This is a genomic window from Streptomyces sp. NPDC043738 (assembly GCF_056436545.1).
The window spans coordinates 20,954-34,353 of record NZ_JBWKCJ010000033.1 but is presented as its reverse complement, the minus strand read 5'-3'; the positions used below and the strand labels follow the sequence as shown (position 1 = coordinate 34,353).

The following is a 13,400-nucleotide window of genomic DNA, read 5'->3' as shown; positions in this document are numbered from 1 at the left end:
AGCCTTACAGACCGATCTCGGTCTCGAACTCGGCGGCCTCCAGGATCTGCTTGACCGTGGTCAGGTAGCGGGCGGCGTCGGCGCCGTCCACCAGACGGTGGTCGTAGGAGAGCGCGAGGTAGGTCATGTCGCGCACCGCGATGGTCTCGCCGAGGTCCGGGTGGTTGATGACCACCGGGCGCTTGACGGTCGCACCGATGCCCAGGATGCCGACCTGGTTCGGGGGCACGATGACGGTGTCGAACAGGGCGCCGCGCGAACCGGTGTTGCTGATGGTGAAGGTCGCACCGGACAGCTCGTCCGGCGTGATCTTGTTCGCGCGCACCTTGCCCGCCAGGTCCGCCGTCTTGCGGGCGATACCGGCGATGTTGAGGTCACCGGCGCCCTTGATGACCGGGGTCATCAGGCCCTTCTCCGCGTCCACCGCGATACCGACGTTCTCGGTGTCGAAGTAGGTGATGGTGCCCTCGTCCTCGTTGATCCGGGCGTTGACGACCGGGTGGGCCTTCAGCGCCTGGACGGCGGCCTTGACGAAGAACGGCATCGGGGAGAGCTTGACGCCCTCACGCTGCGCGAAGGCGTCCTTGGCCTTGTTGCGCATCCGCATGATCGCGGTGATGTCCACCTCGACCACGGAGGTCAGCTGCGCCTGGCCGTGCAGGGCCTTCATCATGTTGTCGCCGATGACCTTGCGCATCCGCGGCATCTTGACGGTCTGACCGCGCAGCGGGGACGCCTCGATGGCCGGGGCCTTCGACACCGCGGCCGGGGCGGCGGCGGCCGGCGCGGCGGCCTTGGCGGCCTCGGCGGCGGCGATGACGTCCTGCTTGCGGATCCGGCCACCGACGCCGGTGCCCTTGACCGTGGCGAGGTTGACGCCGCTCTCCGCGGCGAGCTTGCGCACCAGCGGGGTGACGTACGCGCCCTCGCCCTCACCGGCGGCCGGGGCCGGGGTGACGGGAGCCGGGGCGGCGGCCGGAGCCGGAGCCGGAGCGGGAGCCGGCGCGGGGGCCGGAGCCGGAGCCGGAGCAGGCGCCGGGGCGGGGGCCGGAGCCGGCGCGGGGGCCGGAGCCGGGGCGGCGGCGGGGGCCGGAGCGGCCGGGGCGGGCGCGGCGGCCGGAGCGGCACCCGCGGCACCGATCACGGCGAGCTTCGCGCCGACCTCGGCGGTCTCGTCCTCGCCGACGACGATCTGCAGCAGGGTGCCGGAGACCGGGGCCGGGATCTCGGTGTCGACCTTGTCGGTGGAGACCTCCAGCAGCGGCTCGTCGGCCTGGACCTCCTCGCCGACCTCCTTCAGCCAGCGGGTGACGGTGCCCTCGGTGACGCTCTCGCCGAGCGCGGGGAGTACCACGTCGGTGCCGGTGGCCTCGGCACCGCCCGCGGGGGCGGCGGCGGGGGCCGGCGCGGCGGCCGGAGCCGGGGTGGGCTCGGGCTGCGGCTGGGCCGCGGGGGCCTCGGCGGCGGCGGGGGCCGGAGCCGCCGCCGGCGCGCCGGTGCCGTCGTCGATGATGGCCAGCTCGGCGCCGACCTCGACCGTCTCGTCCTCGGCCACCTTGATGGAGGACAGGACGCCGGCGGCCGGGGCCGGGATCTCGGTGTCGACCTTGTCGGTCGAGACCTCGAGCAGCGGCTCGTCGGCCTCGACGCGCTCACCCTCGGCCTTCAGCCAGCGAGTGACGGTGCCCTCGGTGACGCTCTCGCCGAGCGCCGGCAGGGTTACGGAAACCGCCATGGTTTCGGTTGCTCCTTACGAATTGCGGATGTGGTCGCGCCCGGGACTGGGGTCAGTCGTGGGAGTGGAGGGGCTTGCCGGCCAGGGCCAGGTGGGCCTCGCCGAGAGCCTCGTTCTGCGTCGGGTGCGCGTGCACGAGCTGCGCCACCTCGGCCGGCAGGGCCTCCCAGTTGTAGACCAGCTGGGCCTCACCGACCTGCTCGCCCATACGGTCACCGACCATGTGGACGCCGACCACGGCACCGTCCTTGACCTGGACGAGCTTGATCTCGCCCGTGGTCTTGAGGATCTTGCTCTTGCCGTTGCCCGCGAGGTTGTACTTCAGAGCGACGACCTTGTCGGCGCCGTACAGCTCCTTGGCCTTGGCCTCGGTGATACCCACCGAAGCGACCTCGGGGTGGCAGTACGTCACGCGCGGCACGCCGTCGTAGTCGATCGGGACGACCTTCTGGCCGGCCAGCCGCTCCGCCACCAGCATGCCCTCGGCGAAGCCGACGTGCGCGAGCTGGAGGGTGGGGACGAGGTCGCCGACGGCGGAGATCGTCGGAACGTTGGTCTGCATGTACTCGTCGACCAGGACGTAGCCGCGGTCCATCGCGACGCCCTGCTCCTCGTAGCCCAGGCCCGCCGAGACCGGCCCGCGGCCGATCGCGACCAGCAGCACCTCGGCCTCGAAGGTCTTGCCGTCGGCGAGGGTGACCTTGACGCCGTCGGCGGTGTACTCGGCCTTGTCGAAGAAGGTGCCGAGGTTGAACTTGATGCCGCGCTTGCGGAAGGCCCGCTCCAGCAGCTTGGAGCTGTTCTCGTCCTCGACCGGGACGAGGTGCTTGAGGCCCTCGATGACGGTGACGTCGGTGCCGAAGGACTTCCACGCCGAGGCGAACTCGACGCCGATGACGCCGCCGCCCAGGATGATCGCGGACTCCGGGACGCGGTCCAGCGTCAGCGCGTGGTCCGAGGAGATGATGCGGTTGCCGTCGATGTCCAGGCCCGGCAGCGACTTCGGCACGGAGCCGGTCGCCAGCAGGATGTGGCGGCCCTGGACCTGCTGGCCGTTGACCGCGACGGAGGTCGGGGAGGACAGCCGGCCCTCGCCCTCGATGTAGGTCACCTTGCGGGAGGCGACCAGGCCCTGCAGGCCCTTGTACAGGCCCGAGATCACGTCGTCCTTGTACTTGTGCACACCCGCGATGTCGATGCCCTCGTACGAGGTCTTGACACCGAACTGGGCGGCCTCGCGAGCCTGATCCGCGATCTCACCGGCGTGCAGCAGCGCCTTGGTGGGGATACAGCCGTTGTGCAGGCAGGTGCCGCCGAGCTTGTTCTTCTCGATCAGGGCGACGTCCAGGCCCAGCTGCGCCCCGCGCAGGGCAGCGGCGTAACCACCGCTTCCGCCACCGAGGATCACTAGGTCGAAAACGGTGCTGGCGTCGTTCGCCACGTCACGTCCTCCATGCATGGGTGCGCCGGAGCCGGTCGTCGATGACCGGGCCGCGGCTGTTGTTCGGCCGCTTTTACTTCGGCCCTGGGTAAGGGGGGCCCTGTCCTGCCGAGAACCCATCTTCGCACTTGTTCAACGAAGCCGGGACGGCGGGCCGGGCTCTGGGCGGCCGATCGGCCGCCCAGAGGGGGTTACTGGTGCGTAAGCACGTGCGGATTTCGTTGAGGGCGAACATGTACACAAACGCACACACCGACGGCCCCGGGCGGTGAGCTCGGGGCCGTACGGACATATCAGGTGCGACGACGCCGGCGTCAGCCGAGGTCGCCCGCGGCGGTGCGCTCGGCGAGCCGGACCAGGGTGCGCACCGCGGAGCCGGTGCCGCCCTTGGGGGTGTAGCCCCAGGCCGAGCCCTCGTGGAAGGCCGGGCCCGCGATGTCCAGGTGCGCCCAGGCGATGCCCTCGCCGACGAACTCCTTCAGGAAGAGACCGGCGACCAGGCCGCCGCCCATCCGGTCACCCATGTTGGCGAGGTCGGCGACCGGGGAGTCCATGCCCTTGCGCAGGTGGTCGGGCAGCGGCATCGGCCAGGACTGCTCGCCGACCTCCTCCGCGATCTCGAAGATCGAGGTGCGGAAGGCGTCGTCGTTCGACATGATCCCGAAGTGGCGGTGGCCCAGCGCCAGCACCATCGCGCCGGTCAGCGTGGCGACGTCCACGATGGCGTCCGGCGACTCCTCCGAGGCCCGGGTCAGCGCGTCGGCCAGGACCAGGCGGCCCTCGGCGTCGGTGTTCAGCACCTCGACGGTCTTGCCGCTGTACATGGTCAGCACGTCACCGGGGCGGGTGGCGGAGCCGGACGGCATGTTCTCGGCGAGCGCCAGCCAGCCTGTGACGTTGACCTCCAGCCCCAGCCGGGCGGCGGCCACGACCGCGGCGAACACGGCGGCCGCACCGCTCATGTCGCACTTCATGGTCTCGTTGTGACCGGCCGGCTTGAGCGAGATGCCGCCCGAGTCGTACGTGATGCCCTTGCCGACCAGGGCCAGGGTCCTGGTCGCCTTGGCGTGCGTGTGCGCGATCCGCACCAGCCGCGGCGGCGCCTCCGAGCCCTGGCCGACGCCCATCAGGCCGCCGTAGCCGCCCTTCTTGAGCGCCTTCTCGTCCAGCACCTCGACCTTGAGGCCGAACTCCTTGGCCGCGGCCTGCGCCTGGGCGGCGAAGGACTTCGGGTCCAGGTCGTTGGAGGGGGTGTTGATCAGGTCGCGGGCGCGGTTGACCTCCGCGGCCAGCGCCTGGGAGCGCTCGGCGGCGGCCTTGAACTCCTTGTCGCGCGGCTTGCCGCCGAGGATCGCGACCTCGCCCAGGGGCGCGGACTTGCCGTCGTTCTTCTTGCCGCCCTTGGCGCCGTTGCCGTTGCCGTTGGAGCGGTAGGCGGTGAAGGTGTACGCGCCGAGCAGCGCGCCCTCGCCGACCGCGGCGGCCGCCTCGGCGTCCTCGACCGGGAGGGCGAAGCCGGCCTTCTTGCTGCCGGACAGCGCGCGGGCGGCGCTGCCCGCGGCGCGCCGCAGCGCCTCGTTGTCGAAGGCCTCGCCCTTGGCCGGGGCGTCGCCCAGGCCGACCGCCAGCACGACCGGCGCCTTGAGACCGTCGGCGGCGGGCAGCTTGGTCACCTCGCCCTCGGCACCACTCGCGCCGAGGGTCTCCAGCACGGAGGCGAGCTTGCCGCCGAAGGCCGCCTCCACGGCCTCCGCGCCGGGGGCGACCACGACGCCCTTGGCGCCCTTGGCGACGCCGACGACGACGGCATCCGCGCGCACCGTTGCGGCGGACGAAGTACTGAGGGTCAGTGCAGTCACGGTGATGAGAGTCCTGTTCCTGTCCGGGAATCCGTTGTGCGCCTTGGGCGCTGCTGCGGCCGAGCCTACGCTCGGCGGCGCCGCGAGGCCCGGTGTGCTGCCGCACCCGATGCGGCGCGGGTGCATAACGGTCACGGCGGTAGGTACGCCCCCGGTCCCCGCGTTCGGTGAACTGGCCAGTAACGAAAGGGAGTTGGCGCAGGAGCCGGTCACCCGAGCGCGAGTACGACCAGCGCCGCCAGCCCCGCGCTCTCCGCGAGCGCGCCGAACACATCCCCCGTCACCCCGCCGAACCGCCGCCGGCAGTGCCCCAGCAGCAGTTCGCCGAGTCCCAGCCCGAGCAGCGCCGCGAGCCCGGCGTGCAGCGCGCCGTACCCGCCGAAGGCGGCACCCGCCCCCGCGCACCCGGCGGCCACCAGCGCGGCACACAGCAGCGCCGCACGGACGGGGACGGCGCCCGCGACCGCCGCACCGAGCCCCTCGGGGCGGGCGGCCGGCACCCCCGCACGGGAGGCGAGGGTCAGCGCGCCGCGCGCGGTGACCGCCGCGACCGCCGCCGCCAGCGCACCGTGCGCCCAGCCCGTCGCGTACAGCTCGCTCAGTGCGGCCACTTGGGCCAGCAGGGTGAACAGCAGCGTGATGACCCCGAACGGGCCGATGTCGGACTGCTTCATGATGCGCAGCGCGTCCTCGGCGGGCCTGGCGCTGCCCAGGCCGTCGGCGGTGTCGGCGAGCCCGTCCAGATGCAGGCCGCGGGTGAGTACGGCGGGCACCGCGGCGGTGGCGACCGCGGCGAGCAGCGCCCCGCCGCCGAGCGGCAGCAGCGCCCCGCCGAGCGCGGCCGCGCACAGCCCGACGACCAGCCCGGCCAGCGGTGCGCAGAGCATCCCGCCGCGCGCCGCGGCCCGGTCGAAGCGGGTGACGCGCACCGGCAGCACGGTCAGCGTCCCGAACGCGAAGCGCAGGGCGTCGGCGGGGGTCGGGGGAGCGGGGGTCTCGTTCACCGCGGCAGGCTATCCGGCCGACCCCGGCGGGGAATGGCCGCCAACTGGCCGTTAAATGGCCTTACGCGACAATTGGGGAGCGTGTGGGATGGGCCACTGGTGGTACCGCAACATCGTCGAGCCGGGGAAACTGCCGCTGCTGCTCGCCCTGGCCTCGTTCGTGCTGACCTTCCTGGTGACCCGGGTCATCACCCGTCTCATCCGCGCGGGCCGGGGCCCGTTCCGCGACATCTCACCCGGCGGTCTGCACGTCCACCACGTCGTCCCCGGAGTGATCCTGATGGTCGTCGGCGGCTTCATCGCCCTGGCCGGCGGCCGGCGCGGCTTCGGCGCCGGAGCGGCGGCGGTGCTCTTCGGCATCGGCGTCGGACTCGTCCTGGACGAGTTCGCGCTGATCCTCCACCTGGACGACGTCTACTGGACCGAGGAGGGGACCAAGAGCGTCGAGATCGTCATCCTCACCACCGCGCTGGTCGCCCTGGTCCTCGGCGGCTTCCTGCCCTTCGGCGTCAACGAACTGAGCCCGGACGAGACCGACGACCGCCTCACGGTCGTACGGACCGTGGCCGGAAACTTCCTCCTCGCGGTCGTCGCGCTCGTCAAGGGCAAGGCCCGGATCGCCGTCATCGGGGTCTTCGTGCCGTTCGTCGCGCTCTTCGGCGCGCTTCGGCTGGCCCGGCCCAACTCGCCCTGGGCCAGGCGCTTCTACCGCAGACGGCCCAAGGCGCGGGCCCGCGCACAGGTCCGCGCCTACCGTCACGACCGCCGCTGGTCGGGGCTGCGCCGCAAGGTCGAGCACCTCATCGGCGGCGCCCCGAGCCGCTGACCCGCGCCGCGCCCCGCGGCTTCCTCGGCCGTGTGGCCTCCCACAGCCCGCACACCACCAGCACCGCCAGAATCGCCGCGACGTGCTCCTTGCCGGCCAGGTTGTTCTTGACGAACACCACCTCGAAGAGCATCGCCGCCACCACCAGCGAACCGGTGAACCACGCCCGGTAGCGCCAGCAGACGAACACCGCCAGCCCCACCACGGCCGCCGACGGCCCGGTGTCGATGACGTACTTGTCCGAATCGGGCAGCCCGACGGGGCTCTGCGGGCCGATCCAGATGCCGATCCGCGCGTACATCGTCCCGGCGAGCGTGGCGAGGTAGGCGACCAGCAGCGTCTGCCGCCAGCCCACACAGATCTCCGCGATGCCGAAGACCACCAGGATCTGCGCCAGCGCGCCCCACACCGGAAGGTCCAGCGCGGGCACGAACAGCGACAGCGGGGTGCGCAGCAGCGCCACCCACAGGTGCTCCCAGGCCTGTACGGACCCGATGTCCTGGACCGTCCGATAGCCCCAGGGCTGGTTCTGCACGTACTGGAAGACCAGGGTCAGGCACACCGCGGCGAGCGTCACCGGAATCGCCCGCAGCTTCGATGCGGCCAGCGCGGACCGGACCGTCCCCAGCAGCGGGCCCCACTCGGCACGCGCGGCGCGGCGCAGGGCGGAGACCTCCGGCCGCCCCACCCCAGCCTCGGTCATCTCACGTTCTCCAGGTGCTTGCGGTTCAGCCACTTGGGCAGACCGGGTGCTTCCAGGAAGCCCTCCGCCCGGCCCGCGGCGATGCCGATGCGCAGCAGGTCGGTGCTCTTTTCGAAGAGCATGTACCGCGGCTCCCAGATCGGCCGGTATTTCGCATTGGCGCGATAGAGCGATTCGATCTGCCACCACCTGGAGAAGAAGCTGAGCAGCGAGCGCCACAGGCGCAGCACCGGGCCCGCGCCGAGCCGCGATCCGCGTTCGAAGACGGAGCGGAACATCGCGAAGTTCAGTGAGAGCTGAGTGATCTCCACCTCTTTCGCCCGCTGGATCAGTTCCAGGACCATGAACTCCATCAGGCCGTTCTCGGAGTCGCGGTCACGTCGCATCAGATCCAGCGAAAGGCCCTTCTCGCCCCACGGCACGAAGCTCAGCAGTGCCCGCAGCCGCCCCTCGGCGTCGGAGCACTCCAGCATCACGCAGCGTCCGTCGCCCGGGTCGCCGAGCCGGCCCAGCGCCATCGAGAAGCCGCGCTCGGTCTCCCCGTCGCGCCAGTCGTCCGCCAGCCGCAGCAGTCGGTCCATCTCCTCGGCCGGAATGTCCTCGTGGCGGCGGATCCGGACGGTGTAGCCGGCCCGCTCGATGCGGTTGTACGCCTGCCGGACCGTGCGCATCGCCCGGCCGCCGAGGGTGAACTCCGCGGCCTCCACGATCGCTTCGTCGCCGAGCTCCAGCGCGTCCAGCCCGTGCCGGGCGTAGATCGTGCCGCCCTCCTCGCTCGCCCCCATCACCGCCGGCGCCCAGCCGTGCTCCCGGGCCTCGGCCAGCCACACCTCGATCGCCCCGGGCCAGGCCTCGGGGTCGCCCAGCGGATCGCCGGAGGCCAGCGAGACCCCGCCCACCACGCGGTAGGTGACCGCGGCCTTGCCGCTGGGGGAGAACAGCACGCTCTTGTCGCGGCGCAGCGCGAAGTAGCCCAGCGAGTCGCGGGCGCCGTGCCGCGCGAGCAGGGCGCGCAGCCGCTCCTCGTCGTCCTCGGTGATCGCCTCGGTGCTGCGCACGGACCGGAACGCCGCCCACAGCACGGCCACCAGCAGCAGCGCGCTGAGCACATTGATCGCGACATCGACCCAGCCCGGCGTGGTGATGCCGGGGAAGTGCCGGTCGTCGGGCGCCAGCGACACCAGCCGCATCAGCCCGTAGCGCCAGCGCTGGAGGAACGTCGAGGACGCGGCGGAGGCGGCCTGCGCGGTGTTGGTGACGGTCACCAGCAGCGCCGCCAGCAGCGAGGTGACCAGCAGCCCGCCGACCGCGGTGAGGGCCGCCAGCTTCGGGTTCGAGCGGTCGCCCTTGGCGTAGAACTCCCGGCGCCCGACCACCAGCGCGGCGGTGAACAGCAGCGTCAGCAGCAGCGACACCCAGTTCTGCGGATGGCCGCGGAACTCCGGGGCGGCCGCCAGCGCGAAGCCGAACAGCAGCGACAGCAGCCCGGACAGCACCAGGTTCAAGATCCACGCCGCCCGCTTGCGCCGCCGCAGCGTCACCGAGAGGAACAGCGAGAAGGCGCCGGACGCGAAGCCCGCCGTGAGCAGATACGGGGTGAAGTACTCCTCGATGTTGTGCCGGCGGATGTCGTTGCCGAACGACACCCACACCGCGCTCAGCAGGTTGATGAACGTGACGGTACGCAGGTACCAGATGCCGAACCCGGCACCCCGCTGTGACCAGCGACCGCGGCGGCGGTCCTCGTGGCCTTCATCCGGACGCAAGCGATGTCTCCCATAAAAAACGTGTAAAGCGTGATCTTATGGGGCGCCGCCGGTGGTCCGGTACGGGCGTGAAGTCACGAGCGCCCCTGCGCGGGACGCCCGTCCGATCGCTCGGCACGGCGGCCGGCCGCTGCCGGCCGGCGCCGCGTCAGTCGCGTACGGGCAATTCTGCCGCCAGGGCCGCGGCCGCCTGCACCAACGGCAGAGCCAGCAACGCCCCCGTCCCCTCACCCGCACTGACGCCGTGGTCGAGCAGAGGGTTGAGTGCGATCCGGTCCAGCGCCTTGGCCTGCGCCGGCTCACCGCTCGCCTGACCGGCCAGCCACCAGTCCGGGGCCCGGAACGCCACCCGCTGCGCCACCAGCGCACAGGCCGCCGAGACCACCCCGTCCAGGATCACCGGCGTCCGCCGCACCGCGCTCTGCAGCAGGAAGCCGGTCATCGCGGTCAGATCCGCGCCGCCGACCGCGGCCAGCAGCTCCAGCTGGTCGCCGAGCACCGGCCGGGCCCGGCGCAGCGCGTCGCGGATCGCCGCGCACTTGCGCATCCAGGCCAGGTCGTCGATCGGGGCCCCGCCCCGCCCGGTGACCACCGAGGCGTCCGTGCCGCACAGCGCGGCGATCAGCGTGCCCGCGGCCGTCGTGCCGCCGACGCTCAGATCGCCCAGCACCACCAGGTCGGTGCCGGCGTCCGCCTCCTCGTCCGCGATCGCCATCCCGGCCCGGAACGCCGCCTCGGCCTCCTCGGCGCTCAGCGCGTCCTCGACGTCGATCCGGCCGCTGGAGCGCCGCACCCGATGGCGGGTCACCTCCTCGGGCAGCTCCTGCGGATCGCAGTCCACCGCCATGTCGACCACCCGCAGCCGCACCCCCAGCCGGCGGGCCAGCACCGCGGCCGGGCTCGCTCCGTCCAGCACGGCCCGTACGAGTTCCCGGGTGCCGCCGGCCGGCCGGGCCGACACCCCCAGCTCCGCCACCCCGTGGTCCCCGGCGAACAGCAGCACCCGCGGCCGCTCGACGGGCCGCACCGGCACCCGCTGCTGCGCGGCGGCCAGCCACTCGCCCAGCTCGTCGAGCCGGCCGAGCGCCCCCGGCGGCACGGCCAGCCGCGCCCGCCGCTCCTCGGCGTCACGGCGCGCCCCGCCGTCGGGGCGCTCGATCAGTTCTGCGAAGTCATCGAGGTTCAGGCTGCTCATTGGGCGCAGATTACCGGTCACGCCCTTCCGGCGGGGCCGGGGCGGTGGCCGCGGGGGCTGAGCTCTGCTCACCGCACCGCGAAGTGCGGCCGGTCACGTTCTTCCGGCGGGGGCTGGGACGGTGGCCGTGGGGGCTGAGCTCTGCTCACCGCACCGCGAAGTGCAGCTCGCACACCGTCGGTGTGCCCGGCCGCAACCCCGCCAGCCGGTGCCGCAGCCCCGCCGGCCGCCGCTCGCGTACGGCGACGATGCCCGGGTGCGCGCCCGCCAGCCGCGGCAGATCCCGCCGCGGCAGCGCGTCGAAGACCAGCGCACCGCCGGGAAACCGCTCCGCGCACGCCGCGAGCAGCGCGCGCACCCCGGGCGGCGAGCGCCGCAGCAGCCCGCCCGGCGCCGTGACGATGACCCCGCGCTGCGGCTCGCGCACCGCGTCCAGCCAGCGGTGATCGGCCATCGCGCCGGCGACCGTACGCCGCCGGGCGCCGTCCGGCAGCAGCATCCGGCGCAGCGCGGCGGACTCCGCCGGCTGCACCGTGAGCCAGTTCAGCCGCCCGTTGTCCAACCGCCAGAAACCGGTGCCCAGCCCCTCGCCGAGGGCGACCACGGTCGCCTCGGGGTGTCGCGCGAGGTAGGCACGGACGGCCGCGTCGGTCAGCTCGGTTCCGGTCACAGGTCAACAGCACCCGCCACCTCGCTCTCGGGCAAGCGGACACGGGCCCCTCGGGGCAAGCGTCATCCACGCAGCGCAAGCGCCTGGCCCGCGACGACCAGCAGCACCTGCTCGCACTCCGCGCCGAACGCCGCGTTCAGCCGCCCCAGTTCGTCGCGGAACCGGCGGCCGGCCGCGGTCGCCGGCACCACCCCCGAGCCCACCTCGTTGCTGACCGCCACCACCGGCCGACGGGTCTCCCGCAGCGCCGTCACCAGCGCGTCGGCCCGCTCCCGCAGCGCCCGCCGGCCACCGGCCTCCCAGGTCGCGTCGTCCCACGCCCCGACCTCGTCCATCACCTGCGTCAGCCACAGCGCGAGGCAGTCGATCAGCAGCGGCGAGGCGTCGGCCGGCCGGCCGTTGCCGGGGTCCGGGCCGGTCCCGGCGGCCTCCCCGCCCGGCCCGGCCGCCTCCAGCAGCGGCACCAGATCGCAGGTCTCGACGGTGCGCCAGCTGCTCGGCCGCCGCTCGCGGTGCAGCGAGATCCGCTCCGCCCACTCCTCGTCGCCGTCCCGGGTGCCGCCGGTCGCCACGTACACCACGTCGGGGAAGGCCGCGAGCCGCCGCTCGGCCTCCACCGACTTCCCGCTGCGCGCCCCGCCCAGCACCAGCGTGCGCCGCGGCAGATCCGGCACCGCGTGGTACTCGCCGACCACCAGCGAGCCGCCGTCCGCCACCGCCCGGGCGCCCACCGCCGCCAGCCGGCGGTGCAGTTCGGGTCCCGGCGGCACACCGTGGTCGATGTGCACCGCCACCACGTCGGTCGCCGCGTCCACCGCCCCGCTCGCCCGCAGCCGGGCCAGCGCGTCCGGCCGCTCCAGTACGTCGAGCAGCACCAGGTCGTACGGGCCACCGGCGCCCAGGCCGTTGTTGACGTCGCCCAGCCCGGCCGGCGCCGCCCCCGGCGGCAGATACAGCAGCCGCTCACCGTCGGGGCCGGAGATCTCGTACCCGGTCCCCGGGATGTCCACCGCCAGGGCCCGCACCCGGTGCCCGTCGAGCAGCGCCAGCTCCCGCCCGTCGGCGACCCGGCCCGGCGTGGGCAGCCCGGCCGGCACCTCCATCACCGGCCCGTTGTGCGGATGCGACAGCAGCACCTGCCGTACGCCGGCCAGCGACTTGCCGGCACGGGCCGCCGCGAAGGCCGGGCCCGGCGTCAGATCGATCAGCAGCGCACCGTCGACGAGCAGCGCGGTCGCCGCCCGTGCCTCGTCGCCGACGGCGGTCGCACAGCGGGCACAGGGGCAGCCGGGGCGCGGCAGGCCCTGCGGGGCCCCGGTGCCGAGGAGAGTCACATCCACATCGCCGAGTTTCTCGCGTCCCGTCCCGCCGGGCGCGGCGGGGGCACCTCTCGACACGGCCAATCCGGTACGGCATGTTCCCATTCGGCGGGGTGGGGCAGGGCGGGACCGCAACCACCAGGACCGGGACCGCAACCGCCAACGGCTCCGCCTTGGGCCACCACGACGCACGGCAACAAGGCCGCATCGCTCGACAGGCCGGTCCGGTGCGGCATGTTCCCGTATGGAGGGGTGGGGCAGGGGGGACCGCGACCGTCAACGGCTCCGCCTTGGGTCACCACGACGCACGGCAACAAGGCCGCATCGCTCGACAGGCCGGTCCGGTGCGGCATGTTCCCGTATGGCGGGGTGGGGCAGGGGGGACCGCGACCACCAACGGCTCCGCCTTGGGTCACCACGACGCACGGCAACAAGGCCGTTAAGCTGCCGATCAGCACGGAAGCACGACATGGCGGAGTGCGTCGAGACGCGGTCCGCGGTGGCACAGACACGTACTCGGTGGGATCCAGGAGGCGCACATGGTGTGGACGTGGCGGTTCGAGAAGGCCGACGGTACGGAGACGGCGCCGTCCGTGGAACCGGAGGAGTTCACCACGCAGGGCGACGCGGAGTCCTGGATCGGCGAGGAGTGGAAGGCCCTCCTCGACGGCGGCGTCGACCAGGTCCGTCTCTTCGAGGACGGCACGGAGATCTACGCGGGGCCGATGAGCCTGCAGGCCGCCGCCGAAGAGGGCTGACCGCCGAACGGCTGCGGGGGGGGGGGGGGGGGGGGGGGGGGGGGGGGGGGGGAAGGAGGGGGGGGGGGGGGGGGGGGGGGGGGAAGGGGGGAGGCGGGGGGGGGGGGGGGGGGCGAAGAAGGCA

General features: G+C 73.3%; 11 protein-coding genes. 2 read left to right on the top strand and 9 right to left on the bottom strand.

Annotated features, from left to right (window positions below):
* Positions 1-4: 4 nt before the first annotated feature.
* The 4 genes from sucB to AC0680_RS31920 form a co-directional block, all read right to left on the bottom strand.
* Complete coding sequence (gene sucB / locus AC0680_RS31935) at positions 5-1,735, bottom strand: 2-oxoglutarate dehydrogenase, E2 component, dihydrolipoamide succinyltransferase (RefSeq protein WP_478635725.1); 1,731 nt, start codon at positions 1,733-1,735, stop codon at positions 5-7.
* Between the two features lie 52 nt (positions 1,736-1,787).
* Positions 1,788-3,176 carry a dihydrolipoyl dehydrogenase gene (lpdA, locus tag AC0680_RS31930; RefSeq protein ID WP_393494412.1) on the bottom strand — a complete coding sequence of 463 codons (1,389 nt, stop codon included), beginning with the start codon at positions 3,174-3,176 and terminating at the stop codon, positions 1,788-1,790.
* Between the two features lie 314 nt (positions 3,177-3,490).
* A complete protein-coding gene (locus AC0680_RS31925) occupies positions 3,491-5,035 on the bottom strand; it encodes a leucyl aminopeptidase (protein ID WP_478635722.1) in 1,545 nt (514 codons plus the stop codon).
* Positions 5,036-5,244: 209 nt separating this feature from the next.
* A complete protein-coding gene (locus tag AC0680_RS31920; RefSeq protein WP_478635720.1) occupies positions 5,245-6,039 on the bottom strand; it encodes an adenosylcobinamide-GDP ribazoletransferase in 795 nt (264 codons plus the stop codon).
* Between the two features lie 88 nt (positions 6,040-6,127).
* Between AC0680_RS31920 and AC0680_RS31915 the strand changes: the two genes are divergently transcribed.
* Complete coding sequence (locus tag AC0680_RS31915) at positions 6,128-6,865, top strand: hypothetical protein (protein WP_478635717.1); 738 nt, start codon at positions 6,128-6,130, stop codon at positions 6,863-6,865.
* Here the strand turns inward: AC0680_RS31915 and AC0680_RS31910 are convergent.
* From AC0680_RS31910 to AC0680_RS31890, 5 genes are all read right to left on the bottom strand, one after another.
* On the bottom strand, positions 6,840-7,568 hold the full coding sequence (locus AC0680_RS31910; protein ID WP_478635714.1) for a hypothetical protein: 729 nt from the start codon (positions 7,566-7,568) through the stop codon (positions 6,840-6,842). The two genes, AC0680_RS31915 and AC0680_RS31910, sit on opposite strands and share 26 nt — an antisense overlap.
* Positions 7,565-9,334, bottom strand: a complete 1,770-nt coding sequence (locus AC0680_RS31905) for a phosphatidylglycerol lysyltransferase domain-containing protein (RefSeq protein ID WP_478635711.1) — start codon at positions 9,332-9,334, stop codon at positions 7,565-7,567. Before AC0680_RS31905 ends, AC0680_RS31910 begins: the two co-directional genes overlap by 4 nt.
* A gap of 148 nt (positions 9,335-9,482) precedes the next feature.
* Positions 9,483-10,529, bottom strand: a complete 1,047-nt coding sequence (gene cobT / locus AC0680_RS31900; protein ID WP_478635708.1) for a nicotinate-nucleotide--dimethylbenzimidazole phosphoribosyltransferase — start codon at positions 10,527-10,529, stop codon at positions 9,483-9,485.
* Positions 10,530-10,674: 145 nt separating this feature from the next.
* Positions 10,675-11,199, bottom strand: a complete 525-nt coding sequence (locus AC0680_RS31895) for a class I SAM-dependent methyltransferase (protein WP_478635705.1) — start codon at positions 11,197-11,199, stop codon at positions 10,675-10,677.
* Between the two features lie 62 nt (positions 11,200-11,261).
* On the bottom strand, positions 11,262-12,539 hold the full coding sequence (locus AC0680_RS31890; RefSeq protein WP_478635702.1) for a bifunctional adenosylcobinamide kinase/adenosylcobinamide-phosphate guanylyltransferase: 1,278 nt from the start codon (positions 12,537-12,539) through the stop codon (positions 11,262-11,264).
* Positions 12,540-13,057: 518 nt separating this feature from the next.
* Here AC0680_RS31890 and AC0680_RS31885 point away from each other — a divergent pair.
* Positions 13,058-13,276 (top strand): hypothetical protein, encoded by a 219-nt coding sequence (locus AC0680_RS31885; protein WP_478635700.1) that lies wholly within the window; start codon positions 13,058-13,060, stop codon positions 13,274-13,276.
* Positions 13,277-13,400 lie beyond the last annotated feature (124 nt).

Coding starts and splice junctions, on each gene's coding strand:
- sucB (WP_478635725.1), bottom strand. CDS start 1,735: ATGGCGGTTTCCGTAACCCTGCCGGCGCTCGGCGAGAGCGTCACCGAG.
- AC0680_RS31915 (WP_478635717.1), top strand. CDS start 6,128: ATGGGCCACTGGTGGTACCGCAACATCGTCGAGCCGGGGAAACTGCCG.
- AC0680_RS31910 (WP_478635714.1), bottom strand. CDS start 7,568: ATGACCGAGGCTGGGGTGGGGCGGCCGGAGGTCTCCGCCCTGCGCCGC.
- cobT (WP_478635708.1), bottom strand. CDS start 10,529: ATGAGCAGCCTGAACCTCGATGACTTCGCAGAACTGATCGAGCGCCCC.
- AC0680_RS31885 (WP_478635700.1), top strand. CDS start 13,058: ATGGTGTGGACGTGGCGGTTCGAGAAGGCCGACGGTACGGAGACGGCG.